This window comes from Promicromonospora iranensis (assembly GCF_028994805.1).
Classification (GTDB): Bacteria; Actinomycetota; Actinomycetes; order Actinomycetales; family Cellulomonadaceae; genus Promicromonospora; species Promicromonospora iranensis.
Genome location: NZ_JAJQQP010000002.1, coordinates 107,434 through 133,241, shown reverse-complemented (window position 1 = coordinate 133,241; position 25,808 = coordinate 107,434). Strand labels below are relative to the sequence as shown.

Genomic DNA, 25,808 nt, shown 5'->3' with positions numbered 1-25,808 from the left:
GGCCCATTCTCCATCCCTCGACGCTTGCCCACGTCACCGGCCGGCCCCGGCGGCACGAGGCTCCGTCAGACCACAGGGTCAGGCCACGGGCCGGGCGCGGAGGAACATAGCCACGGCCAGGGCGCCGGCGACACAGATGGCGCCGTTGACCCAGATGGCCGCGGTCACGCCCGCCAGCACCGCCGAGGGCCCCTGGACCGCGCTCCCGAGCACGACCGCGGTGAGCACGGCGCTCATGATCGGGGTACCCATCGTGATGCCGACCTGCTGGCTCATCGTCGTCAGGCCGGTCGCGAGTCCCTGCTCGGAGGCGGGCACGCCGGACGTCGCGGTGACCATGAACCCGACGATGACCACCAGGTTGGCCACGCCGCCGACGAAGGTCGCGACCAGGACCAGCCAGATCGACTCGGGAGCGTCGGAGACGATCACCAGCGAGAGGGTGGCGACGGCCTGGACGAGGAACCCTCCCACGATGGCTGCCTTGTTGCCGAACCTTCCGATGATCCTCGGTCCGACGAGACCGCCGAGCACGGTGCCGACGCCGAGCAACGCGAACGAGAGGCCTGCGGCGAGCGGCGTGTAGCCGAGCACGTCCTGCAGGTACAGCGTCAGGAGGAAGACCAGCGAGGTCTCGGTCACGAAAGCGAGCGCCCCCGCGATGTTGCCCCAGGCCACGTTCGACCGCACGAGCATCCCGAGCGGTACGAGCGGGAACTCGGCCTGCCGTTCGACGAGCACGAACACCGTGAGGAGCACCGCCGCGGCCGCGAGCGCGCCCAGCGTGACCGGGTCCGTCCAGGCGGTCTCCGCCGCGTTGGTGAGCCCGTACAAGAGCGCGAGGAGGCCGAGGGTGACGAGCACCGCGCCCGGGACGTCGAGCCGGGTGCGCTCCCTCGTCCTCGAGTCCTCGAGCACGATCGGCGCGACGATCAGGACCGCGATCGCTATCGGCACGTTGATGAAGAAGGCCCACCGCCAGGACAGGAGGTCCGTCAGGAGCGCGCCGAGGACCGCGCCGGTGGTGAAGCCCGCGGCCATCAGGGACCCGTTGAGGCCGAGCGCCCGGTCGCGCGCCCGCCCTTCGGCGAACGCTCCGACCAGGAGTGCGAGGGCGGCCGGCACCACGATCGCCGTGGCGACGCCCTGGGCGACCCGGGCGATGAGCAGCACGGCGGGCGTGGTGGCGAGTCCGCCGACGGCCGATCCGACGCCGAGCAGCACCATCCCGATCAGGAACATGCGGCGGCGGCCGGCGATGTCGGCGACGCGTCCCATGAGCAGGGTCAGGCCCGCGGAGCAGAGTGCGAACGCGGTGGCGATCCACTGCAGGTTCGCGATCGCGAACCCGACGTCGGCCCCGATGCTCGGCAGGGCCACGTTGAGGATGGAGAAGTCGACAGCGAGCGTGAAGCTCGCGGTGAGCAGGACGATGAGCGCGACCCGCTGCTTGCCCGTCATCACGCCGTCGGGGGCAGGTTCGGCGAGCCCGGCTGTCTCGCGGTCTGCTGTCTGGTCCGTGGTCACGGAGCACCTCTCTTCGAGCACGGGCGGAGCTGGAGCCCGTGGCTGGTTGGCGGACCGGATCAACGATCCGGCCTGGCACCACCCACAGCCACACCCCGCCGTGCCTGTCACTGACAGTGACAGGCACGGCGGGGTGTGCGGCACGGAGAATGGTGGGATGAGTGGAGCGAACGAGCTGGGGAGATTTCTTCGTGTCCGTCGCGCCGCGCTGCAGCCGGAGGACGTGGGGCTGCGGGGATTCGGTGTACGCAGGGTGCCGGGGCTACGTCGCGAGGAGCTCGCGATGCTCGCCGGCGTCAGCCCGACCTATTACTCACGACTCGAGCAAGGCCTCAGCACGAACGCGTCGGACGCGGTCATCGCCTCGATCGCGAGGGCGCTGAACCTCACGCCGGACGAGCAGGCGCACCTGTTCAACGTGGCGCGGCCGACACAGGCCCCCGAACGGAAGGCCGTGATGCGGCCGGACCACGCGCGGACCGGCACGCTCCGGCTGATCAACTCCTTGGGCGGCACGCCGGCGGTCATCATCGGCAGGCGCAGCGAGGTGCTGGGCTGGAACGCGCTCGGGCACCGGCTGGTGGCCGGGCATCTCGACATCGACAGCCCCGGGCGCGTGCCGGACCGGCCGAACCTGACGCGGATGCTCTTCCTCGACGAGCACACCAAGGAGCTGTACACCCGGTGGGAGGAGGAGGCGGTGCGTGCGGTGGCCTCGCTGCGCGTCCTCGGTGGCAGGAGTCCGGAGGACCCCGGCCTGACCGCCCTGGTGGGCGAGCTGACCGTCAAGAGCCAGGAGTTCTGCACGCTGTGGGCGCAGCATCCGGTGGAGCGGTGCGTCTCCGGCGTGAAGGAGTTCCGGCACCCCGACGTCGGCAACTTCGAGCTGAACTTCGAGGTGCTCACCTCCCCGGACGACTCGGGCCACCGGGTCCTGATGTACACCCCTGGCCCGGGACCCGGGGCAGAGGCGCTCGAGCTCTTGGGCCGCGTCGTCGAGACACCGATCAGACCTGGTGCGTGCCGACATCCGCGGCCCGTGCCGCACCAGCACGCCGTTATCCCCCCGTTATCTCTCACAGCGAAATCCTCCCCGCTTCCCCCAGGCCCCAAGACTCCATATGCTCCGGGCAAGGAAAGTTCGTCCCGCTCGTGAGGAGAGTTGCGATGAGAACTACCCGAAATTCCCGGTCGTCCCGCGCGCGCCGCAGCAAGGAACACAGTCCGCACCCCGCGTTGCCCCCGTCCTACGCTGCGATGATCGAGCGCACGCCGTCCCTGGACGACGCACAGCTCGAGTCCCTCCTCGAGCGAGCGATCGCCGGAGCGGACGCCGCACGCACCCTCCACTCCACCGCAGTCTCCCCCAGCTTCCGCCTGCAGCTCGAAGTGCGGGTCAAGGACGGGCAATACGCAAAGGAGCGTCTTGTCCTCGCCCACCTCCGTCTCGTACCGGCCGTCGCGAGCACCTACTCCGGCCGCCTGCCGTTCATGGACCTCGTGCAGGAGGGCAACGTCGGCCTCGTGCGCGCCGCGGACTCGTACGACCCCGCGCACGGCACGTTCGCCGCCTACGCCACCCGCTGGGTACGCCGCTCCATCGTGCGCGCGGTCGCCGCCGCCGAGCACGCCGAGGCAGCGAACCAGAACGGCCCCACGCCCGAGCAGACGATGCTGCGCCGCCGTGTCCGGCAGGCCCTGCGGCACCTCGACGCCGTGGAGGCCCGGGTCCTGGAGATGCGCTTCGGCCTCCTGGACGGCACCGCGCGAACCCTCGACGAGATCGGCCGCCGCCTGGGCGTGACCAAGGAGCGCGTGGCTCAGATCCTCGAGACGGCGCTGGCCAGGCTGCGCGACGTCGTCAGCCCGGCTCCCCTCGCTGCGTGACCGCCGGCTGGGCACCCGACGGCCCAGCCGGCGTCAGCCGAGAAACCACCTCGTCCAGCGCCACGTGGTACGCCCACGACGTCTGGTATCCCGAGTGGGCCGCCACGGCGAAGAGATAGGCCGACCGGTCCATCTCCTCCGCTCCGCGATCCACGTCGTTCAGCCCGTAACCCACCACCGGGAAGCCCATGAAGTCGGTGCGCCGCCACAGGTTCACCCACGCGGGCTTCGCACCGCAGGTCAGCAGTGACATCAGCGTGACCTGTACCCCCGAGCCGGGCTCGGGGCGCTCCGGCGTCAACGGCGCCGCCGGGGCCGCCCCGGGTCCGGAACCACCAGCGGCCTGCCCGCCCCACGGGTCCGCCGACCAGGCCGGTCCGGCGCACGGCGGCGTGCCGGTCGTCGCCGGGCCCATGAGGTCCGGGAAGAACCGGCCGAAGAACGGGCGGAGCTGCGTGCCGTAGGTCAGCAGGCCGAGGCGTCCCTCGACCGTGTCGGGCACCGGGTTGCCCGCGCGGATCAGGACCACCGCCGCGGCCAGCGCGGCACCGATCGAGTGCGCCGACAGCACGACCCGCCGGTTCGGGGCCACCCGCTCGCGCTCGGCGTCGTCGGCGATGTCGGCGCCGGTCAGCCACGCGTCGACCCGTGAGCGCACCTCGGGCACCGCACGCTCGGCGTAGCTCGGCGGACCGAACGGATGGGCGCTGCGCGGCAGGAAGCACAACAGGTCCCACACCAGACCCCACGGGCGCGACGGGCCGCCGCCGGTGGTGCCCGCCAGGGCGCTCGCCACCAGGGTCGCCGCGAGCACGCCGAGGGCCGGCACCGCCAGGCCGGAGAGCCACGACGGCACCTGGAAGTCGCCGGTGTCGCTGTGCTGGGCGATCAGCGGGACGTGCGCGACCAGGGCGGCGACGTAGGCCGCCGCCGCGAGCGCACCCCCGGCGAGCTCGGCCCGGTGCGACATCGCGGCGACCTGTCGGCCACGCAGGACCCGCTCCAGCACGGGGTTGGGGCCGCCGTCGAGGTCCGGGGCGTCGGCGACCGCACGCCAGGCCGGCACCGCCGGACCGTAGGGTGGTCCGACCGTGCGGGGCGCCTTGGGGATCCACAGCCCGCGCGAGCGGACGGCGTCCATGACGTACGGGCCGGCCATCGCCACCACCAGCAGCACCACGAACACCAGCGCGATCACGACGGACGCGGTGCCGAACTCGGTGTAGACGGGTGGGACCCGCACGAGGTCCGGGTCGGGCACACCACGCCTGATACCGACCATGCCGCCGCCGAGCTGCCGGGGCTCCCCGCCCTTCCCGTGGCGCAGGAACCACTGGACGCCCAGCACGAGCAGGCTCGAGTAGACCGCCGCGGACGCTGCGGACACCAGCAGGAACACGCCTGGTCCCGCGCCGTTCCAGCCCTCGTGCTCGCGGCGGCGCAGCAGCGTCGCCGCCACCACCACCGCGAGCGGGCTCAGGACGGCGAGCACCGCCACCCCGACGAGCAGGTGGCGCAGCGGGGCGTCCGGCTCGGCCACCAGCACCACCGCCACGCAGGCGGTGGCGATCACGGGTACCGCGCTCCAGGCGGCGACGCCCCGTGTGCGGCGCGTGGTGCGCCAGGCCAGGCCGGTCGCCGCGATCCCCGTGAGCCCGACGCCGAGCAGGGCGGGCACGAGGTCGATGCCGATGAGGGCCGGCATGGTCTTCGGCTGAGGTCCGGCGAGGCACGCCCAGCACGCCAGCAGCCACACGAGCAGCCCGGCCGCGAACACCACGAGCGCTGCTCGGCCCTTCTCGCGGGGCGCGACGGCCTGGACGCCGTCGTCGTCGGTGCGCAGGGCGACGAAGACGCACGCGCCGAGGATCACCACCAGACCGGCCACGGGCAGACCGGGCATCGGGAGCCCGGCGTCGGCGTACCGCGTCCAGGTGAGGAACTGCCCCGTCAGGGCGAGGGCCGCGCCCAGGTGCGCCCACAGCAGGCCCGAGCCCGCGCGCTGGGACCAGAAGCCGGCCCGGTGCAGCGGCGGGCCCGACGGCGGCACCGTGCGCCCGGCGCGCATCACCGAGAACTTCGACTCGAACCGCACCTGACCGCTGTGCGCCACCACGACCAGGATCGTGACCAGCAGCACCGGCACGAGCGACAGGAGGGCCAGGCGGTCGCCGACGTCCAGCCGCGCCAGCCCGTGGAGGATGCTGGGGACGCGCGCGCAGACGGGGGTCACGCCGTCGGGCTTCAGCGGCGCCAGGCCCATGCAGCGCGTGCCGATCACGGACAACGCGACGGTCGCCACGGCCGAGACGAACAGGAGCGTCAGCCCGAGCGCGAAGACCCGGGTCAGGGCGGCGGTCGCCTCGGGCCGCAGGCTGCCGGACGTCGGACGCCGGGTGCCCTGCCCGTGCTGCCCGTGCTCACGCTGACCGTGCCCGTGCGCACCGGGTTCCGGAGCCGGGATGCGGCGCGCCCAGTACGCGGCGTTCGCCAGGCCGAACGGGATCATCGCCGCCCACAGGAGGCGCACCGCCACCATGCCCAGAACGCCCAGCAGGCCACCGAACGGGAGGCCGCCGAGCCGCGCCATCGCGCTCCAGGAATAGGCCTCACGGCGCACGTCGGGCCGGATGGCGTGGACGTGGCCCGGCGGGAGCGCCTTGTCCCGCGCCTCGACATCCGGCCTCGGGATCCAGAAGCTGCCCAGCCCGTCGCCGTCCGACTGGACCACCTCGTCGCGGGGCAGGTCGAGCGCTCCGTACGGCAGCGCGTTCGCGATGCCGTGGATCCGTAGCTCGAGGATGTGGGGCTGCGGGCTGGTCGGGGTGCCGGGCGGCGCGCTCTCCATAGCGCTCAAAAATAGAGGGAGCCGGCGACGGCGCGCGTGCCGCCACGCGCTGCCCCCGCACATCGTGCGCTCGTCGCCGCGATCGAGCACGAGCAGCGCAAAGAGACCTTTCGCCGGAATTGCACCGATGTTAGCGTTAATATCGCTCTGCGCACCTCGTCCGCAGCTCCAGCCCTGCTACGTGCAACGACGCACGAGATAGGTCGACGCCATGAACGCACGCCACCGTCACGGCACCACTCCGCCCGCCCGGCAGCCCGTCCACCGGATACTGGTCAGCCTGCTGGCCGCCCTGGTCCTGCTGCCGATCACCGCTGTGTCCACCGCAGCACCCGCCACCGCCGCCACCAGCCAGTTCCGCGGCATGAACTGGGCGGTGCTGGGCGACAACTTCAGCACCGGACCGCTCGTCCTCGACGGCCTCAGCAGCTCCGACAGCTACGCGACCGTCCAGGCCAAGGCCAACGCCGTGTACGACGACATGGCGGGGACGCTCGGCGTCAACACCGTCCGCCTCCCGGTCAACACGCACACGGTCGGCACCGCCTGGTGGAACAACTACCGCGCCACCATCGACGCCGCGACCGCCCGCGGGTTCAAGGTCATCCTGGCCTACTGGGAGGACGGCGCCGCGTCCGGCGGGCGCATCACCAACCTCGCCGCGTGGAACACCATGTGGTCGACGGTCACCTCGCAGTACGGGTCGAACAGCCTCGTGTACTTCGAGCCGATGAACGAGCCGCACGGCTACAGCTCCACGGAGTGGCGCAACGTCGCGGCCACCTGGCTCACCACCCACACCTCCGCACCGCGCGCCCGCACCCTGATCGGCGGTGTCGGCTACAGCGCCGACCTCCGCGACGTCTGCAGCGACAGCCGGTTCGACGGCACGCTGCTGTCGTACCACCACTACGCGTTCTTCTACGGGGAGAACACCTACGGGGGCTGGCGCAACCACATCATCACGCGCCTCGGCAGCTGCGCCTCGCGCGCGGTGATGACGGAGTTCGGCGGGGCCATGAACAGCGGACTCAACTACGGGGACCCGAACAGCTCCGCGAACTTCGTCCGCCACATCCGCGCGGCCACCGACGTCATGCGCGAGAACCAGATGGGCGGCACGTACTGGCCGGCCATCGGCGGCAAGCCGGGCAACATCGGGTACGACGGCTACTCGATGTACATCAAGAGCGGTAGCGGCACGAACCTCTCGCTCGCGATCCGCAACGCGTCGGGCGCCAACCGGCTCCGCTGGGCGTGGGGTGACGACGTCGACCCGAACGCGGGCAACGGCAGCGGCGGTGCCACGGTCACCGACATCGTCAACCAGGCCTCGGGCAAGTGCGTCGACGTGGTGAGCGCCTCGACCGCCAACGCCGCGGAGATCGTCCAGTACACCTGCGGCGGAGCGGCCAACCAGCAGTGGGAGCTGCGCAACCTGGGCAACGGCTACCACAACCTGGTCGCACAGCACTCCGGAAAGTGCCTCGACGTCAACAACGCCGCGACCGCCGACGGCGCAGCGATCATCCAGTACACGTGCGGCAGCAGCACCAACCAGCAGTGGCAGCTGCGCAGCGTGAGCGGCGGCCACGTCGAGATCGTGGCACGGCACTCGGGCAAGTGCCTCGACGTGCCCGCCTCGTCGACGGCGAACGGCACCCGGCTGAAGCAGTACCCGTGCAACGGCGGCGCCAACCAGCGCTGGACGCTGTGACCGTCCTCCGCTGAGCGACGCCCCGCCGCCCGGCGTCGCGCACCGTTCACGACGCCGGGACGTCCGGGGAGACTCATGCAGCGCGGGCTGTGTCGCTGGGAGCAGATCCTGTCTGCTCCCAGCGACACAGCCCGGTCTCCCGCAGGTCAGGACCCGATCGTCGAGGCGAGCACCGCCGCGGCCAGCAGCAGGTCGTAGACGATGCAGGTCTCCGCGTACCAGCGCCACACCACCGCGTTCGCCCGGTGGTGGAACACGTCCCAGACGCCGTGCCCCACGAGCCCGGCCGCGAGCACGTACGCCCCGGTCTCCTGCCCGACGAAGGCGCCGGCCAGCAGGCTGATGCCCGCGAACACCGCGAGCCCTGTCGCCTGCAGCAGCACCATGGAACGGCCCCGGATCCGGTTCCGCAGGACGCCCACCACCGGGTACACCAGGGCTATCGCCAGGATCAGCCACGCCGGCAGGTCGCCCGTACCACCGGTGATCGTGCCGGCGAGCAGCGCCAGCCCGATCAGCACCGGCCACCGGCGGCGCAGCCAGACCAGGTCGAACCCGTGGACGTGCTCCGTGTACTCCGCCGGCCGCAGCAGCATCGCGCCCGCCATCGCCGGGACCATCAGCACGTGGCCCCAGAGCATCATGTCGCCAGCACCGGCGGCGCCGGCCCAGAACAGGACCAGCAGCACTGCGAACGGCGCCGCCATCGCCGCGTTCATCTCCCCGATCGCGGACCAGCCGTGCCGCCGCACCCGCATCCACACGGTCATCGCGGCCACCATGTCCAGGACCATCACCACCGCGGCGACGTCGGGCCGGGCCAGCACGGCCTCGATCCCGATCGCCGACCCCGCCCAGTCCCACGCCGGTGCCAGGAGCATCATGCCGAGCACCATCACGACGACCATCTCGGCCAGGTGCGCGAGGAACCGCAGCACCTTCCGCCACGGTGTCGCCGGTGCGACCGGGTGGGTCGCGGGGTGGGTCGCGGGGTGGGTCACCGTCGCCGGGTGGGCCGCCATCGCCGGCTGGGTCGTCGTCGTCGTTGCCGCCGTCGTTGCCGTCGTCTCCGTCATTGCTCCGTCTCCCTCGGTCCGAGCGGCGTTCCTCGCCGCGCTGGTCCCCACGCTGTCCGACGGCGACCGCGGCCAGTAGTGCCGTACCGCACCTGCGCGCGAGCGGATGTCACCAGCTCGTATGACAGATGTCATCAGGGCCCGGCTGGCCGCCCTGCCGCGGCGTCGGCGCTGGCAGGATGGCGGCATGAGCACCGCGGGGACCGTCGTGGACGACGGCGGAGGCGGCCTCGCGAACTTCCGCCGCAACGTCTGGTGGGGTCTCGCGGGGACGGTGGCATGCGTGCTGGGCTTCGCCGTCGGCGACTGGGTGCTGGACCCGGACGTGCCCGCCGGGCTCCGTGCGGTCACGGGCCTGTCGACGGCGGCGACGATCGTCGCGTGCGGCGTCCTGCTGGGCCGGCGGATCCGGAACGAGGCGCCGTCGGCCGGCTGGCTCGTGACGGCCTGCTGCGTGACGGGGATCGCCGCGGCGGTGCCGCTCGCGCTCGGTAACTTCGGGATCTGGTCGATCGCGCCCGCCGCCATGCTCTCGGTGCTGGTCATGTTCCTGCCCGCCCGGCGGGCGTGGGCGGCGCTCGGCGCGGCCCTGGTCGTCCTGCCGGTGATCGGGCTGGTCACCGCTCTGTCCACCGGTGAACCCGACGTGGGGCACGCGGTCTGGATGCCCGCCCTGATGGTGCTGGCGTTCGGCCCGGCCATGCTCGGCATGCTCCGCGGCTGGCAGGTGGCAGCCCGCCTCGACGACGCCCGGCAGCTCGCCGGACAGCTCGCCGTGGCCGACGAGCGCCTCCGGTTCGCCGCCGACCTGCACGACATCCAGGGCCACCACCTGCAGGTGATCGCCCTCAAGAGCGAGCTCGCGGCGCGGCTCGCGGAGGCCGACCCGGCGCGGGCGGCCGAGCAGATGCGCGAGGTGCAGCAGCTCGCCGGGGACGCCCTGCGCGAGACCCGCGCCCTGGTGCAGGGCTACCGGCGCACCACGCTGGACGCCGAGATCGCCAACGCGTCCAAGGTCCTGGCGGCCGCGGGCGTGGAGGTCCGGGCCGACGTCGACGCCGACCTGGCCGCGGCCCTCCCCGAGGCGCCGCGCAGCCTCCTCGGCCTGGTGGTGCGCGAGGCCACGACCAACCTGCTGCGGCACAGCAGCGCCACCCGCGCGGCGATCGTCCTGGTGCCCGACGGCGCAAGGGCCCGCCTCGTCATCGACAACGACGGCGTGCGTCCGGCCGAGCCGGACGGGTCGGCCGAGGCCGGCGACGGCACGGGGCTCGTCTCCCTCGCGGAGCGGCTCGACGCGGTCGGCGGCCACCTGTCCTGGTCCGGCGACGGTGACCGGTTCGTGGTCACGGCTACGGTGGCCGGATGATCCGCCTGCTGCTGGCCGACGACGAGGAGCTGCTGCGCGGGGCGCTCTGCTCCCTCCTCGACCTCGAGAACGACCTGCAGGTCGTGGCCCAGGCAGCCACCACCACCGACACCGTGCGGCTCGCCGCGCAGCACCGGCCCGACGTCGCCGTGCTCGACCTGGAGATGCCGCCCACCGACGGGCTGCACGCGGCCGCGCAGATCCTGGCCGGGGCCGACGGTACGCCGCCGCGCATCATCATCGTGACCCGGCATGCCCGGCCCGCCGTCCTGCGCCGGGCCCTCGCCGCCGGGGTGAGCGGGTTCGTCCCGAAGTCGACACCGGCGGCGCGGCTGGCGCAGATCGTGCGCGACGTCGCCGTCGGGCACCGGTACGTGGACCCGGAGATCGCCGCGTCCGCGCTCACGGAGAACGAGTGCCCGCTGTCGGACCGCGAGCTGGAGGTCCTGCGGGCAGCACGCACCGGGGCCCAGGTCTCGGAGATCGCGGCCGCGGTGCACCTCGCGCCGGGCACCGTGCGCAACTACCTGTCGTCGGCGATGGCCAAGCTCGGGGTCGCCACCCGCCACGCGGCGGCGCACCGGGCCTGGGAAGAGGGCTGGATCTGATCCGTCGGCGCTAGCGGGCCTCGCGGGCACCGTCCACGTAGTACCAGCGGCCGTCCTCGCGGACGAAGCGGCTGGTCTCGTGCAGGCTGCCGCGCTCGCCGGTGGCCGGATAGCGGTAGAAGGCGGTGAACTCCACGACACCGGTGGTGTCGAACGGGCCGCCGCGCTCCGTGCGGTGGACGTCCAGGCGGCGCCACTGCTCGTCGCCGGTCTCGACGGCGTCCGGCCGGGTCTGTGGGGCCCAGGTCGCCAGCAGGTACACGTCGTTCCCGGTCGCGAAAGCGGAGTACCGCGAGCGCATCAGGGCCTCGGCGGTCGGAGCGGTGGCGGCGCCGGAGTGGTAGCGGCCGCAGCAGGCGCCGTAGGTGTCACCGGACAGGCAGGGGCAGCGTTCGTCATCGTGCACGCGACGATCCTCCCACCGCGGCCCAGCAGCCCGCCCTCGGGCGCGGTACCGGCGACGGCTACGCGAACGTCTCGTGCCCCAGCACCGCGAGCAGGCGGATCTTCTCCTCTGCCTCGCTGCCCGGCTCGGGCGTGAGCACCACGAGCGCCTGCGACTGGTCCTCGGTGAAGAGCGCCTGGCAGGCCACGTCGATGCGGCCGAGCTCGGGGTGCACGAGCGTCTTGTGGTCCTCGAAGCGCCGCGACACCTCGTGCAGCTCCCACAGGCGGACGAACTCCGGGCTCTCCCGGAGCAGGACGCGCAGGATCTCGTCGGCAGGCGAGCCCGGGCCCGCGGCGGCGTGGGCGGCCCGCAGGGAGGAGACCTGGCTGCGGCCGTGCCGCTCGTGGTCCTCGGGCGGGTAGACGTTCCTGGCGCCGGGTTTCATGAACCAGCGGTAGACAGAGCTGCGGGCCAGGCCCGTGGCCGGCGGGGTGCCGAAGATCGCCTCGGCGAGCCGGTTCTGCACCAGCGGCTCCCCCAGCCCTGACAGGATCAGCGCCGGGGTGTCCTCCAGCCGGTCGAGCACCCGCAGCAGGGCGGGCGCCACGTGCGACTCGAGCGGCACACGCCGGGGCACCCCGTGCCCGGCGAGGCGGAACATGTAGTCCCGCTCCTCGACGGTCAGGCGCAGCGCGCGGGCGAGCGCGGCGAGCATCTGCTCCGACGGCTGCGGCCCGCGCTGCTGCTCGAGGCGCGCGTAGTAGTCCACGGACATCCCGGTCAGGGCCGCGACCTCCTCACGGCGCAGTCCTGGTGCCCGACGGCGCGGCCCCGGCACCAGCCCGACGTCGGACGGGCGCAGGGCTTCCCGGCGTCGGCGGAGGAAGTCGGCGAGGGCGGCACGGTTCATTTGCCTATCGTGCGCCCCGCCCCGGACGGGTGCCAGGGACCGCCGGTCCCTGGTTCACCAGGTCTCTCCCGCCGTGGGGTCCGGGGAAGCACGGTGGAGGCATGAACATCACCGGCAACACCATCTTCCTTCCCGGCGGGACCCGCGGTATCGGCCTCGCCCTCGCACTGCGCCTCCAGGCCAGGGGCAACACCGTGGTCGTCGGCGGGCGCAGCACCGCGGCGCTGGAGGCCCTGGCCGCCGACCACGGCCTCGCCGGCGTCCGTGTCGACACGAGCGATGCCGCCTCGATCCGGACGGCCTCCGCCGAGGTCATCGATCGGTTCCCCGACGTCAACGTGCTGGTGCCGATGGCCGGGATCATGCGCGTCGAGGACTGGCGCACCCCGGACTTCCTCGCGGACGCCGAGGCCGTCGTCACCACCAACGTGCTGGGCCCGATCCGGCTGATCGCCGCGTTCACGGAACACCTGCAGTCCCGGCCGGACGCGACGATCCTCACCGTGTCCTCGGGGCTGGCCCACGCCCCGCTGCGCCCGACGCCGACGTACAACGCGACCAAGGCGGCGATCCACATGCTGTCGGAGTCGATCCGCCTGCAGTTCACGGGGACCAGCGTGTCCGTCACGGAGCTGGTGCCGCCATCCGTGCAGACCACGATCGTGCCGGGCCACGACGAGGACCCGAGCGCGATGCCGCTGGACGAGTACGCCGACGAGACCATGAGCCTCCTGGAGGCCGAGCCCGACGCACACGAGATCCAGGTCGAGCGGGTCAAGTTCCTCCGCTACGGCGAGGTCCGGGGCGACTACGCCCAGGTGGTCGACGCCCTGAACGCGGCGGAACCGATCGCGGCGGCCGGCGCGAGCTGACCGGGTCTCGACCACACCCCGTTGGTCGAGCTTGTCGAGACCTCTGTACCGGCACGACGGATCTCGACAAGCTCGACCAACGGGGTGGGTTCTACCGCCCCGGGACCACGATGCTCACATCCACACTTCCCGAGATGTCCAGCGTCACGTCGGCGGCGCCGTAGGCCGCCTCGATGCGATAGTCCCCGAGGAACCCGCCGAACCGCACCCGGCCCTCGGCGTCGGTGCGCAGCGTCGTGGGCGGCAGCCACCACTCGCCCTTGACCAGCTCCCGCAGCCGGTCGAACGCGGGCTTGCGCGAACCGTCCTCCCGCAGCAGCCCGCCGGGGGCGTTCAGCCACATCCCGCGGTCGGACAGGCCCCAGTAGGTCATCGCCTCCACGCTCGGGTGCGACAGCAGCGTGCGGTAGTGGCGCTCCACCTCGTCGGCCTGGCGCTCCTCCCCCTCCGGCGTCGACGGCCACGACTCGACCTGCCAGTCGTTGAGGTCCTCGATGTACGCGGGCATCACGTCGCCCGACATCAGCGTGGTCTCCGTGAAGTGGATCGGGATGTTGTACCGGGAGAACCGGTCCAGGATCGCGAGGGTCTTCTCCTCGCCCCAATAGCCCTGGTGCATGTGGCTCTGCAGACCGAGCCGGTCGATCCGGATGCCGGCCTCCAGCACCGCCTCGATGAGGCACTCGTACGCCGTCGACATGTCGAAATCGTTCAACAGGAGCGTCGCGCCCGGGTTCTCGCCGCGCGCCTCCTCGAACGCCATCCGGATCATCTCGACGCGGCCCTTGCGGCGCGCGAGGGGCGTGATCGCGTTCTCCTCCGCGGTGAACACGGGCATGATCACCACCTCGTTGATGGCGTCCCACGTGTCGATCACGCCGCGGAACGCGCCGACGTCGCGCCGGATGCGCTCCCGCTGCAGACGCTCCACCTCGGCGTCGGGCAGGCCGCGGAGCCAGTCCGGCTGGACCGTGTGCCACACCAGCGGGTGTCCCTTGACCACGACGCCACGCTCCGCGAACCAGCGTGCCGCACCGAGCAGGCGCTCCGTCTGCGGTGCCCCGCGCTCAGGCTCGAACGTGCCCCAGTAGAAGGGGAGCGTCGTCTGGTTGAAGACGTCGAACCAGGCGTCGGCGAGCCGGCCGTCGTACTCCGGGTCCTGCGAGGTCCCGTGGGCGAGGTCCACCAGGTCGAACCCGATGCAGCCGAACAGGAACGCGTGCCGCGTCTGCCGGACGACGACGTCGTGGCCGGCCAGCGGCGCGCCGTCCGGACCGCGCAGGGTCACCGTGGCGTCGGCGCGCCGGTGCGCCAGGGTCGGGTCGGGCGTGCGTCCTTCGTCGGGCGCGGTGAAGAGAGAGGTCACGTGCCGACCCTAGTGGCTGCGCTCACGGCCGCGGAGTGACCACGAGCAGGTCGCCCACCTGGCACTGGAGCACGTCGCAGATCGCCGTCAGCGTGGAGAACCGGATGGCCCGCGCGCGGTCGTTCTTGAGCACCGACAGGTTCACCACCGTGACCCCGACCAGCTCGGCCAGCTTGGCCAGCGTCATGCCGCGTTCCTCGAGCAGCTCGTCGAGGCGGCAGTGCACGCGGCCGTCGTCGTCCGTTGGCATCAGACGAGGCCCTCGGTGTCCCGCTGCAGGCGGGCGCCACGCTGGAAGGCGTAGCCGACGACTCCCAACGCGAATCCCGCGACGAACATGACGACGTCGACGCTGATCGGCTGGCCGAACGAGATGTCGACGGTCGCCAGGGCGCTGTTCGCTGCCATCACCTCCAGCAGGGGGATCACCGAGGCGCCCAGCATGAGCGTGAAGGCCGCGGTGGTGATCGCTACGAGGCAACCTGCGGTGAAGAAGTCACCCTTCAAGAACGACCGGCCGAGCTGTGCGAAGCACACGGCGACCACCATGAGGGTGAGGGTCGGCATCAGGGCTGCCGCCAGCACGATCGCATGTGGGAACGGTCCGAGGCCGGACACCTGGATCACCGCCTCGGTCACTTCCGCAGAGGCAGTCCCGTCCAGCAGCAGGTCGTGGGGCACGTCCGTGAGATCGACCGGCACGGGGACATCCCGGTTCGGCAGGATCCGGACCAGGTCACGGATGATGAAGCCCAGTCCGGCGAGAACCGCCAGGCCACCTGCAAGCATCATCACCTCGAAGTTCCCTCGCGGATCACCGAGCCACTTGGCCATCGTCGCCACCCCATCCGTTCGCCATATCGTTTGTCGATACTATCGAAACACGATATGCCGGACCGGTCAACGAAACGCCCCCACACTGTTGAGTGCGGGCTATCTGTTGCCGGAGACGTCCTCGGCCAACACATAGCCCGCACTCAACGGGTGCTACGGCGCCGCTGGCTCCTCGACGATCGGAGCCGCGAACTGGCTCGCGTACAGCCGTGCGTACGCGCCGTCGGCCGCGAGCAGGTCGTCGTGCGAGCCCTGCTCCACGATGTCGCCGTGCTCCATCACGAGGATCACGTCGGCGTCGCGGATGGTGGACAGGCGGTGCGCGATGACGAACGACGTCCGGTCCCTGCGCAGCCGGTTCATCGCCTCCTGCACCAGCACCTCGGTGCGGGTGTCCACCGACGAGGTCGCCTCGTCGAGCACCAGGATCGCCGGGTTCGCGAGGAAGGCCCGCGCGAGCGTGAGCAGCTGCTTCTCGCCGGCCGAGACCGACGAGCCCTCCTCGTCCACGACGGTGTCGTAGCCGTCGGGCAGGGTCCGCACGAACGGGTCCACGTGGGTGGCCCGGGTGGCGGCGAGGAACTCCTCCTCACCGACCGTCACGCCGTCGGGCACGCCGTAGCGCAGGTTCTCCTCGATGGTGCCCTTGAAGAGCCAGGTGTCCTGCAGCACCATCCCGACCGACGAGCGCAGGTCGTCGCGCGACATGTCGCGCGCGTCCACGCCGTCCAGCGTGATGCGCCCGCCGTCCACCTCGTAGAACCGCATGAGGAGGTTGACCAGTGTCGTCTTGCCGGCGCCCGTCGGGCCGACGATGGCGATGGTCTGTCCCGGCTCCGCGACCAGGTTCAGCCCGGTGATGAGCTGCTGGTCGGGCGTGTACGAGAACGTGACGTCCTCGAACGCCACGCGCCCGCGCACCGGCTCCACCTTCTGCGACTCCTCCGGGTCGGCCGACTGCTCGGGCGCGTCCAGGAGGTCGAACACCCGCTCCGCGGAGGCCACGCCGGACTGCAGCAGGTTCATCATCGAGGCGACCTGCGTGAGCGGCTGCGTGAACTGGCGCGAGTACTGGATGAACGCCTGCACGTCACCCAGCGACAGCGTGCCCGACGCCACGCGGAGCCCGCCGATCACCGCGACGATCACGTAGTTCAGGTTCGCGAGGAACCCCATGGCGGGCTGGATCGTGCCCGAGATGAACTGCGCCTTGAAGCTCGCCCCGTACAGCGCCGCGTTCTCCGTGGCGAACGCCTCGGCGGTGGACTCCTGGTGCCCGTAGACCTTGACGAGCGCGTGGCCGGTGAACGACTCCTCGATGTGCGCGTTGAGCCGCCCGGTGGCCGCCCACTGCTCGATGAACTGCGGCTGGCTGCGCTTGGCGATCTGCATGGTCATGATCACGGACAGCGGCACCGTGACCAGCGCCACGAGCGCGAGGACCGGCGAGATCCAGAACATCATGCCCAGCACGCCGACCACGGTGAGCGCGGCCGTGACCAGCTGCGCGAGGGTCTGTGTGGTCGTCTGGGCGACGTTGTCGATGTCGTTGGTGACACGCGACAGGATCTCGCCGCGCTGCTTGGCGTCCACGTAGGACAGGGGGATGCGGTGCAGCTTCGCCTCGACCTGGTCGCGCAGGTTGCGCATGGTCCGCTGCACGACGCCGGTGGTGATGCGCGCCTGCAGCCAGCCGAACAGGAACGCCCCGAGATACACCGCCACGACCCAGCCCAGGGTCTGCATCAGCAGCGTGAAGTCGATGCCCTGGCCGGGCACCACGCCAGGGACGCCGGAGAGCAGGTCGGCTTGTCGATCTTGTCCCTGGGCCCGGAGCCCGTCGATCGCCTGCTCGGTGGTCACTCCTGACTCCAGCTGTGCCCCGACGAAGCCCGCGAAGATCACGTTCGTCGCATCGCCGAGCAGCTTGGGACCCATCACCGTGAGGGCCACCGAGCCGATGCCCAGCACCATGAGGACGACGACTCTGAGCCGCTCGGGCCGCAGCGACCCGGCGAACCGGCGCAGCGAGCCCTTGAAGTCCATCGGCTTCTCCACGGGCATGCCCATGCCACCCATCGGCCCCGGACCACGGCCGGGACCGCCGGCCGGACCCCGGGGCGGCGCCGCCGGCGCGGTGGCCGGTCCGGCCGTCCCCGCCGGCGCCGCGCCGCCCGGGGCACCCGTCGTCGCGCCCTGGGGCTTGTCCTGCGCGCTCACGCTGCCTCCTCCAGGCTCATCTGGGACGTCACGATCTCCTGGTACGTCGGGTTGTCAGCCAAGAGCTCCGCGTGCGTGCCGCGGCCGACGATGCGGCCGTGGTCGAGCACCAGGATCTGCTCGGCGTCGCGGATGGTCGCCACCCGCTGCGCGACGACGATCACCGTCGCGTCGCGGGTCTGTGGCCGCAGGGCCGCTCGCAGCCGCGCGTCGGTGGCGTAGTCGAGCGCGGAGAAGCTGTCGTCGAACAGGTAGACCCGCGGCTTGCGGATCACCGCCCGCGCGATGGCCAGCCGCTGCCGCTGCCCGCCGGAGAACGTGGCACCACCCTGCGCGACCACCGCCTCCAGCCCTTCGGGAAGCGCCTCGACGAAGTCCTTGGCCTGCGCCACCTCGAGCGCCGCCCACATCTCCTCCTCGGAGGCGTCGGGCTTGCCGTACCGGAGGTTGTCCGCGACCGTCCCGCTGAACAGGAACGCCTTCTGCGGAACGAGCCCCATGAGCGAGCCCAGGTCGCGCTGCGTCACGTCCCGCACGTCGGTCCCGTCGATACGGACCGTGCCGCCCGTCGCGTCGAACAGGCGCGGCACCAGGTTGAGCAGGGTCGACTTGCCGGACCCCGTCGAGCCGATGATGGCGGTGATCTGGCCCGGCTCGGCGGCGAACGTCAGGTCGTGCAGCACCGGCGCCTCCGCGCCCGGGTAGCCGAACTCGACGTCCTCGAAGGTGACGCGACCGCGCGGGGACTCCTCCAGGGCCACCGGAGCCTCCGGGTCGACGACGGACGGCTCGGTCTCCAGGACCTCCCCGATCCGCTCCGCAGCGACGGCGGCGCGCGGGATCATCATGAAGATCATCGTCGACATCATCACGGCCATGAGGATGTACATGAGGTAGCTGAGGAACGCCGTCAGGGAGCCGATCTGCATGCCCCCGGCCTCGATCTCGCGCGCGCCGAACCACAGCACGGCCACCGACGACATGTTCATGATGAGCATGACCACGGGGAACGCGAGCGCCATCAGGCGGCCGGCGCGCAGCGAGGTGTCGAACAGCTCCTCGTTGACGACGCCGAAGCGTTCCTTCTCGCGGTGCTCACGCACGAACGCGCGCACCACCCGCAGGCCGGTGATCTGCTCGCGGAGCACGCTGTTGATGGCGTCGATGCGCTTCTGCATGCGCCGGAAGTGCGGCACCATGCGCCACACGATGATGCCCGCCGAGGCGGCCAGCACCGGCACGACGACCAGCAGGAGGCCGGACATCGAGACGTCCTCGGACAGCGCGAGGATCACACCGCCCACCAGCATGATCGGTGCCATCACCATGATGGTGAACGTCATGAGCACGGTCATCTGGACCTGCTGCACGTCGTTGGTGCCGCGTGTGATCAGGGTCGGCGCGCCGAACTGTGCCATCTCCCGTGCGGAGTACGTCTGCACGGTGTGGAACAGGTCGCGACGGATGTCCCGGCCGAAGGCCGTGGCGACCTGCGCGCCGAAGTAGACGGCGATCACGGAGGCGGCGACCTGGCCCAGCGACACGACGAGCATCCAGCCGCCGGTGCGCCAGATGTGGCCGATGTCCCCGACCACCACGCCGTCGTCGATGATGTCCGCGTTCAGGCTGGGCAGGTAGAGCGCCGCGAGCGTCTGCACCAGCTGCAGGACGAGCACCGCCACCACCGCCCAGCGGTACGGGCCCAAGTACTTTCGGGCAAGAGTGACAAGCATCAAAGAGGGTTCCCTTCGGGGCTGGGGGCTGGAGAACCAGCGGGTGGTGCGCTCGGTGCCGCAGAACCCGAGGCTGCTGCGTCCGGACGGTCAGGGCCACGCTTTTTCCCGGGACCGGCAAGACCGTTGACGAGCGCGTCGGCCAGCACGTCGGCGGGGACCGCCGGGAGCAGGTTGTCGAGCCGGGAGTGCGTACCTGCTATCGCGGACTCCACGAGCGAGATCGCGACCTCGACGGGAACCCGCAGGCGGTGCAGGTCGGGGGCCAGGACCGCGGTGATGCCCTCGACGGTGGCCTCGTGCTGGCTCGCACGCTGGGCCATGAGCTTTTCGCGGAACGTGTTCATGCGCTGACACGTCGCGTCGTCGTCCACCGGGGGCAGGGCGACCCGCAGGTGCCGCAGCACCGACATCCACCGCATGACCTCTGCCATCCGGTCGCGCCCCGTCTCGATCACCAGGGCCAGCCGCCGCTCCAGCGGGAGGGCCGGGTCGATCGCCGTGAGCTCGGCCAGCGTCTGCTCCGGCCCGGCCGCACGGTGCAGCCCTTCGACCGCGACGGCCCCGACCAGCGCCGTCTTGTCACCGAACGCCCGGAACAGCGTGCCCTCCGCGACTCCGGCGGCCTGGGCCAGCTCCCGCGAGGTGACGTCGTTCCCCCGCTCGCCGACCAGAGGGAGCACCGAGTCGATGATTGCCGCCTTGCGCTCGTCCGGCGCCATCGGCGCGGCCCGCCGTCGTGCGTTGTCCATCCCCGGACAGTAAATGAGTGAGCACTCACTCCGCAACTCGTTCTTCCGAGAGCAGACCCCACCCCGAGGGAGAACCAGGGCGCGCTAGAACCAGGGCGCAACAGAACGAGGGCCGGAGCACTGATCAGTGCTCCGGCCCTCGTTCTGTCTCGCTGTAGTTCTACTTCACCCTGGTCCTACCTCGGCGGGCGACCAGCTCAGCCGGCCGGAGGCGCCGGGGGCACCGCCGGGGGCGGCGTCGAACCGCCGCCGGGCCGCTGCCCGCGCTCGGTCCGCGGGTCGAACGGCTCGCCCGACCGGGTGCCCGCGCTCGTCGCGTCGGCCACGGCGGCCTCGGCCTGGCGCTGCGCCTCGGCGAGTGCCTCGCCCGGGTCCTGCAGCAGCGGCTTGTCGAGCACCGAGGTGCGCGGCCCGCCGCTCGACGGGTCGTCGTCGCGCGGGCTGTCCGGGATGCCCGGCGTGCCCGGCGTGCCGCCGAAGCCCTTGGCGATGCTGCCCAGCGCAGCGGTGAACTCCGTGGGGATGACCCACGTCGTGTTCGAGTCGCCCTTCGCGATCTGCGGGAGCATCTGCAGGTACTGGTAAGCGAGCAGCTTCGGGTCCGGGTCACCGCGGTGGATGGCCTCGAAGACCTGGATGATCGCGCGCGACTCACCCTCGGCCCGGAGGATCTGCGACTGCGCGTCACCCTCGGCCGTCAGGATCGCCGACTGCTTCTCACCCTCGGCGGTGAGGATCGCGGACTGCTTGATGCCCTCCGCGGTCAGGATCGCGGCACGCCGGTCACGCTCGGCGCGCATCTGCTGCTCCATCGCGCCCTGGATCGAGGGCGGCGGCTCGATCGACTTGAGCTCGACCCGGTTGACGCGGATGCCCCAGCGCCCGGTCGCCTCGTCCAGCACACCACGGAGCTGGCCGTTGATCTGGTCACGGCTGGTGAGCGTCTGCTCCAGGTCCATCGAACCGATGACGTTACGCAGGGTCGTGACGGTCAGCTGCTCGATCGCCGTGATGTAGTTGGCGATCTCGTAGACGGCGGACTTGGCGTCCGTGACCTGGAAGTAGATGACGGTGTCGATCTCGACGACCAGGTTGTCGCTGGTGATCACCGGCTGCGGAGGGAACGACACGACCTGCTCACGCAGGTCCACGCCGGCCCGGACCCGGTCGACGAACGGCACCAGCACGTGCAGGCCGGGGTCGAGCGTCTTCGAGTACCGACCGAGGCGCTCGACGACGAGCGCCACCGACTGCGGGACGATCCGCACCGCGCGGATCACCGCGACGACGCCGACGATCACGACCAGGGCAATGATCAGATAGAGCAGGACTTGCCCGAATGACTCCACAACGTCTCCTTACGCGGGCACCTTGGCCCGCACGGACTGTTTCACGCTTCTGACTGGGACTGCTTCACGCCGGGACTGCTAGCAAGAGTCACGCCCAGGCGCCAGGCTGTTATGCCGGTTCGACGACGGCGGTCGCGCCGTCGATCTGGACCACACGAACGCTAGTGCCGGCGGGCAGCAGAGGCGAGCCGGGTACGGCCCGTGCGCTCCACACCTCTCCGCTCAGCTTGACCAGCCCCGACGCGGTGCTGACCTCCTGGACCACCGACGCCGTGCGCCCCACGTTGGCCTCGGCGTTGGTAGGCGCCTTCGGCGTGTTGTTCCGCAGATGGCGGATCAGCGTGGGCCGCAGCGTCACCAGCAGCACCACGGATGCCACCACGAAGACGACCGCCTGCACCCACAACGGGGCACCGGCTGCGTTCGCCGCACCTGCGGCCAGCGCACCGCCCGCGAACATGATGAAGACGAAATCCAGTGACAGCAGTTCGATCAACGCGAATATCAGCGCCGCGCCTACCCACCACAACCAGGCCATGGGTGCTCCCTCCGAGCATGCACTCCGGCTGGCGACCGGTCGCCCACGGAACCTCTCCGTCGGCGGGTCCTCGCGGTGAATCTACCGCTACCTCGGACCTTTGCCCGGACTTTACCAAGGTCCACTGACACTGCGGTAGCAAAATCGGTGTTTCAACTTGGTCTCTTTAATGCGCCGTGTATTTCATGCTCGGCAGTGTGCGCGTCTCCGCCTCGACGGCGCGCACACACCGGTCACGGCGTGCCGACCGACGGCGGTCAGCGGGCCGCGCGAGCGAGCCAGCGCCCGCCGCCGTGCGCCACGATGAGCGGGATCCCGAACGCCGCCGAGAGATTGTCCGCGGTGAGGACCTCCTCGATCGGGCCGGCGGCCTGGATGCCCGCCTGCTTCATCAGCAGCAGGTGCGTGAAGCCCGGCGGGATCTCCTCGACGTGGTGCGTCACGTGCACCAGGACCGGTGAGGCGGGGTCGTTCGCGAGCTCGGACAGCGCCCCGACCAGCTCCTCGCGGCCGCCCAGGTCGAGACCGGCACCGGGCTCGTCGAGCAGCAGCAGCTCCGGGTCGGTCATGAGGGCGCGGGCGATCTGCACGCGTTTGCGCTCACCCTCGGACAGGGTGCCGTAGGTGCGGTCGGCGAGGTGGTCGACGTCGAAGGCCGCCAGCAGGTCCTTGGCACGCTGCTCGTCGAGCTCGTCGTACGTCTCGCGCCAGCGGCCGGTCACCCCGTAGGCAGCGGTCAGCACGACGTCGCGCACCGTCTCCGCCGTCGGCAGGCGCTCGGCGAGCGCCGCGCTCGAGAGGCCGATCCGGGGACGCAGCTCGAACACGTCGACCGTGCCGAGGGTCGAGTCCAGGATGGTCGCCGTGCCCGACGTCGGGTGGAGGCGTGCTGCGACAATCTGGAGGAGAGTTGTCTTGCCGGCGCCGTTGGGGCCGAGCACGATCCACCGTTCTCCCTCGTTCACCTGCCAGTCCACGGAATCAAGGATGGTCGAGGTGCCGCGTCGGACGGTGACGCCCGCAAGGTGGAGAACGGTACTCATGGGTCACGACCCTACCTGACAGCACGCCTCTGAACTGTGGTGTTCAGCTGCGCCGCCCTTCTCGGGCGCCCTCCAGTTCCGGTCGCGTCAGCGGCTGGAACTGGGGTTCCTGCGTCGTCCTCACTGGGCTTGATCACCACTGGTGTGGTCCTCGGCCCAGGCGGCGAGGTCGGCGGCGGCGTTCAGGTCCCGGTCCAGCACCAGGCCACAGTGGTCGCATGTAGTAGGTGCGGTCGGCCAGGGTCAGATCGGCTCTGACCTGACCGCAGCCCGAGCAGGTCGTCGAGGAAGCAAGTCGCGTCACATCGATCGCGGCCACGCCGTCACTGGCAACGAGGAACTGTCGCCCCGCAGCCTCTGATCGCTTCCACCGGTCGAACGCGTTGATCAGATCGAACCGCGACCACGGTGTCTCTGCTTCGGCCCGCTCAGGGTCTCCGGCGCCACTATCGTGCACTTCAGGCGCGTGGTGTCGGCCACGGGCATCCAGGTGTAACCGCAGGCACTGGTTGTACGCGAAGTGCACATTCGAAGTTCACGGTCAGACCCGAGGAGGAGTCATTTACAGTGCTGCGGTGGACACCGATCAGGACCTCCCACGGAGCGTGCTGCTCGCCCTGTGGCTGCAGGGCGTAGGCGACACCTCGGACGCTGTGAAGTCCGTGGTGGGCGACGACGAGCCGCACACTGTGGAGGGGTTGCCCGGCTTTGCCGACGGAACCGACCTCGACACCCTCTTCACGGCCTGGACGACGGGGCCGCGCGAGGTGTGCGCGCTGCTGCCCGCACCGGGCGATCCGGCGGGGGTGCCGGCGGCCGCGAACCTCGAGGCCACGGAGGCCGGCGAGTGCGTGGTGGTCACGACGCCCGCGGGGAGCTGGGCTGCGGTCCCCCGGGTCCAGGCCTTCGGCAGCCATATCGAGCCCGGGCACATGGTGTCGTGGCGGGTGCTGGAGGTGCCCGCGTGGACGACGCTGGTGCTCGGCGCCATCGGCTCGGTCGCCGACGCCGAGCGCGAGCTCCGCACGAGCCTGATGACGGCCACCGACGCCCTGGACCAGCTCGACGTCGCCCGCTGGCGCGACGACGCCGCCGACGCCATCGAGCGCATCCGGTCCGCCAGCACGTCGTCGTGGCCGGTGCCGCACCTGGACGGCCGGCGCGCCCGCGTGCTGGACCTGGCCAACCGCCTGCGGGCGATCGTCGCGCTCGGCACGGTGGACGACGGCGGCGCGGTGAACGTCTTCCAGGTCGACCAGCGGTCGACGGCGCTGCGCGAGGTGGACCGTACGGCCCGCCACGCGATGAGCGCGGCGACCTACGGCGAGCTGCGCTGACCCTGTTGGTTGTGGGTTGGTTGTGGGCGCGATCACCGAGCTCGATGCGCTCCACTTCTCAGCCCTGGGCGAGCACCCGCTGGTAGACCTCCATCGTGCGGTCACCGATCGCCGCCCAGGTGAAGTGCTCCTCGGCCCGACGGCGGCCCGCGGCACCCATCGCGGCTGCCCCCTCGGGGTCGGTCGCGACGCGGGTCAGCGCGGCCGCCAGGTCGGCGACGAACCGGTCGGGGTCCAGGGGCGTGCCCGTCCCGTCGTCGGCCTGGTCGATGGGGACCAGCACGCCGGTCACGCCGTCGTCCACCACCTCGGGGATGCCGCCCGTGGCCGTGCCGACCACGGGCAGGCCCACGGCCATGGCCTCCAGGTTCACGATGCCGAGGGGCTCGTAGACGCTCGGGCAGACGAACACCGTGCAGGCCGCGAGGACCGCGACAAGTTCGGGCCGCGGGAGCATCTCCTCGATCCAGACGACGCCGGTCCGGGACTCGCGCAGGCGCTCGGTGAGGGCCACCACCTCGGCCATGATCTCCGGCGTGTCCGGCACGCCGGCGCACAGCACCAGCTGCACCTCCGGCGGCAGCTCGGCGGCGGCCCGCAGCAGGTACGGCAGGCCCTTCTGCCGCGTGATCCGGCCGACGAACACGACGGCCGGCCGGTCCGGGTCGATCCCGTACCGGCGCACGGTCGTGGCGGCCGCGGCCTGCGCCGCCGCGTCGTCGGGGGCGGGGCGCCGCCAGCCCGCCAGGTCGATGCCGTTGTGCACCACGTGCACGCGGTCCGGGTCGAGCTCCGGGTAGACGCGCAGGATGTCGGCCCGCATGCCCGCCGACACCGCGATCACGCCGGCCGCGCCCAGGTAGGCGGTGCGCTCGGCCCACGACGAGAGTGCGTACCCGCCGCCGAGCTGCTCCGCCTTCCAGGGCCGCAGGGGCTCCAGGGAGTGCGCGGTGACGACGTGCGGCACCCCGTGCAGCAGACCGCCCAGGTGGCCCGCCATGTTGGCGTACCAGGTGTGCGAGTGGACCAGGTCGGCGCCCGCGACGTCGTCGGCCATGACGAGGTCCGTGCCCAGGGTGGCCAGCGCGGCGTTCGCGCCCGAGAGCGCCTTCGGGGTCACGTAGCCGGTGACTCCCGACGCTTCGGTCGGGGCGTCGCGGGGGCCGTCGAAGCAGCGCACCCGCACGTCCGCGTGCTGCGCAAGGACCGTGGCCAGCTCGGCCACGTGGACGCCCGCACCGCCGTAGACATGGGGCGGGAACTCGCGGGTCAGCAGGTCGACCCGGAGGCCGCCGTCGGGCTGCCCTCCGGTGCGGGGCGCGGGACCGGGGGCGGGAAGGGAACGGGGGGCAAAGCCTGGGGCTGCGGCGACGTCGGGCACCCTGCCAACCTAGCGTGCGTGAACTCACCGCGCGCCACCTGACGGACCAGGCC

The 25,808-nt window shown here is 71.5% G+C and carries 22 protein-coding genes; 7 read left to right on the top strand and 15 right to left on the bottom strand.

The genetic code is table 11. The features are described 5' to 3' along the window. Positions 1 to 78 precede the first annotated feature (78 nt). Entirely contained in the window at positions 79 to 1,527 is a 1,449-nt protein-coding gene (locus LUM46_RS03105) for an MFS transporter (RefSeq protein ID WP_274992229.1), read from the bottom strand. A gap of 157 nt (positions 1,528 to 1,684) precedes the next feature. Between LUM46_RS03105 and LUM46_RS03100 the strand changes: the two genes are divergently transcribed. Further along, a complete protein-coding gene (locus LUM46_RS03100; RefSeq protein ID WP_274992228.1) occupies positions 1,685 to 2,683 on the top strand; it encodes a helix-turn-helix domain-containing protein in 999 nt (332 codons plus the stop codon). A gap of 101 nt (positions 2,684 to 2,784) precedes the next feature. Further along, a complete protein-coding gene (locus tag LUM46_RS03095; protein ID WP_274992226.1) occupies positions 2,785 to 3,414 on the top strand; it encodes a sigma-70 family RNA polymerase sigma factor in 630 nt (209 codons plus the stop codon). On the opposite strand, the gene LUM46_RS03090 is transcribed toward LUM46_RS03095, so the two are convergent. Continuing rightward, positions 3,389 to 6,262 carry a hypothetical protein gene (locus tag LUM46_RS03090; protein ID WP_274992225.1) on the bottom strand — a complete coding sequence of 958 codons (2,874 nt, stop codon included), beginning with the start codon at positions 6,260 to 6,262 and terminating at the stop codon, positions 3,389 to 3,391. The genes LUM46_RS03095 and LUM46_RS03090 overlap by 26 nt on opposite strands. Positions 6,263 to 6,473: 211 nt before the next feature. Here LUM46_RS03090 and LUM46_RS03085 point away from each other — a divergent pair, with 211 nt between their 5' ends. Continuing rightward, complete coding sequence (locus LUM46_RS03085) at positions 6,474 to 7,979, top strand: RICIN domain-containing protein (RefSeq protein ID WP_274992224.1); 1,506 nt, start codon at positions 6,474 to 6,476, stop codon at positions 7,977 to 7,979. 146 nt (positions 7,980 to 8,125) lie between these two features. Here the strand turns inward: LUM46_RS03085 and LUM46_RS03080 are convergent, their stop codons facing one another. Next, a complete protein-coding gene (locus LUM46_RS03080) occupies positions 8,126 to 9,055 on the bottom strand; it encodes a hypothetical protein (RefSeq protein WP_274992223.1) in 930 nt (309 codons plus the stop codon). Positions 9,056 to 9,242: 187 nt separating this feature from the next. Between LUM46_RS03080 and LUM46_RS03075 the strand changes: the two genes are divergently transcribed. Together LUM46_RS03075 and LUM46_RS03070 are read left to right on the top strand one after the other, a co-directional pair. Then, a complete protein-coding gene (locus LUM46_RS03075) occupies positions 9,243 to 10,424 on the top strand; it encodes a sensor histidine kinase (protein ID WP_274992222.1) in 1,182 nt (393 codons plus the stop codon). Beyond that, complete coding sequence (locus LUM46_RS03070; RefSeq protein ID WP_274992221.1) at positions 10,421 to 11,032, top strand: response regulator transcription factor; 612 nt, start codon at positions 10,421 to 10,423, stop codon at positions 11,030 to 11,032. The genes LUM46_RS03075 and LUM46_RS03070 overlap by 4 nt, the downstream gene beginning before the upstream one ends. A 10-nt stretch (positions 11,033 to 11,042) precedes the next feature. On the opposite strand, the gene LUM46_RS03065 is transcribed toward LUM46_RS03070, so the two are convergent. Together LUM46_RS03065 and LUM46_RS03060 are read right to left on the bottom strand one after the other, a co-directional pair. Beyond that, on the bottom strand, positions 11,043 to 11,438 hold the full coding sequence (locus LUM46_RS03065) for a YchJ family protein (RefSeq protein ID WP_274992220.1): 396 nt from the start codon (positions 11,436 to 11,438) through the stop codon (positions 11,043 to 11,045). A 58-nt stretch (positions 11,439 to 11,496) separates the two neighbouring features. Continuing rightward, positions 11,497 to 12,330: a helix-turn-helix transcriptional regulator gene (locus tag LUM46_RS03060; protein ID WP_274992219.1), complete on the bottom strand. Its 834-nt coding sequence runs from the start codon at positions 12,328 to 12,330 to the stop codon at positions 11,497 to 11,499. Between the two features lie 101 nt (positions 12,331 to 12,431). Here LUM46_RS03060 and LUM46_RS03055 point away from each other — a divergent pair, with 101 nt between their 5' ends. Next, positions 12,432 to 13,202, top strand: coding sequence for an SDR family oxidoreductase (locus LUM46_RS03055; RefSeq protein ID WP_274992218.1), 771 nt, complete (start codon positions 12,432 to 12,434; stop codon positions 13,200 to 13,202). Positions 13,203 to 13,293: 91 nt separating this feature from the next. On the opposite strand, the gene LUM46_RS03050 is transcribed toward LUM46_RS03055, so the two are convergent. The 9 genes from LUM46_RS03050 to LUM46_RS03010 form a co-directional block, all read right to left on the bottom strand. Beyond that, positions 13,294 to 14,568, bottom strand: a complete 1,275-nt coding sequence (locus LUM46_RS03050) for an endo-1,4-beta-xylanase (protein WP_274992217.1) — start codon at positions 14,566 to 14,568, stop codon at positions 13,294 to 13,296. Between the two features lie 22 nt (positions 14,569 to 14,590). Continuing rightward, positions 14,591 to 14,818 carry a helix-turn-helix domain-containing protein gene (locus LUM46_RS03045; protein ID WP_274992216.1) on the bottom strand — a complete coding sequence of 76 codons (228 nt, stop codon included), beginning with the start codon at positions 14,816 to 14,818 and terminating at the stop codon, positions 14,591 to 14,593. Further along, positions 14,818 to 15,402, bottom strand: a complete 585-nt coding sequence (locus LUM46_RS03040) for a hypothetical protein (protein WP_274992215.1) — start codon at positions 15,400 to 15,402, stop codon at positions 14,818 to 14,820. The genes LUM46_RS03045 and LUM46_RS03040 overlap by 1 nt, the downstream gene beginning before the upstream one ends. A gap of 153 nt (positions 15,403 to 15,555) precedes the next feature. Next, complete coding sequence (locus LUM46_RS03035) at positions 15,556 to 17,466, bottom strand: ABC transporter ATP-binding protein (protein WP_274992646.1); 1,911 nt, start codon at positions 17,464 to 17,466, stop codon at positions 15,556 to 15,558. 152 nt (positions 17,467 to 17,618) lie between these two features. Then, a complete protein-coding gene (locus LUM46_RS03030) occupies positions 17,619 to 19,355 on the bottom strand; it encodes an ABC transporter ATP-binding protein (RefSeq protein WP_274992214.1) in 1,737 nt (578 codons plus the stop codon). Further along, on the bottom strand, positions 19,355 to 20,107 hold the full coding sequence (locus tag LUM46_RS03025; RefSeq protein ID WP_274992213.1) for a TetR/AcrR family transcriptional regulator: 753 nt from the start codon (positions 20,105 to 20,107) through the stop codon (positions 19,355 to 19,357). Before LUM46_RS03025 ends, LUM46_RS03030 begins: the two co-directional genes overlap by 1 nt. Before the next feature lie 197 nt (positions 20,108 to 20,304). Further along, positions 20,305 to 21,456, bottom strand: coding sequence for an SPFH domain-containing protein (locus tag LUM46_RS03020; protein ID WP_274992212.1), 1,152 nt, complete (start codon positions 21,454 to 21,456; stop codon positions 20,305 to 20,307). A gap of 109 nt (positions 21,457 to 21,565) precedes the next feature. Continuing rightward, entirely contained in the window at positions 21,566 to 21,994 is a 429-nt protein-coding gene (locus LUM46_RS03015; protein ID WP_274992211.1) for an NfeD family protein, read from the bottom strand. A 257-nt stretch (positions 21,995 to 22,251) separates the two neighbouring features. Further along, complete coding sequence (locus tag LUM46_RS03010; RefSeq protein WP_274992209.1) at positions 22,252 to 23,037, bottom strand: ABC transporter ATP-binding protein; 786 nt, start codon at positions 23,035 to 23,037, stop codon at positions 22,252 to 22,254. 575 nt (positions 23,038 to 23,612) lie between these two features. On the opposite strand from LUM46_RS03010, the gene LUM46_RS03005 reads away from it, so the two are divergent. Next, positions 23,613 to 24,374 carry a hypothetical protein gene (locus LUM46_RS03005; RefSeq protein WP_274992207.1) on the top strand — a complete coding sequence of 254 codons (762 nt, stop codon included), beginning with the start codon at positions 23,613 to 23,615 and terminating at the stop codon, positions 24,372 to 24,374. 58 nt (positions 24,375 to 24,432) lie between these two features. On the opposite strand, the gene glgA is transcribed toward LUM46_RS03005, so the two are convergent. Further along, on the bottom strand, positions 24,433 to 25,650 hold the full coding sequence (glgA, locus tag LUM46_RS03000; RefSeq protein ID WP_274992645.1) for a glycogen synthase: 1,218 nt from the start codon (positions 25,648 to 25,650) through the stop codon (positions 24,433 to 24,435). Positions 25,651 to 25,808: the final 158 nt, after the last annotated feature.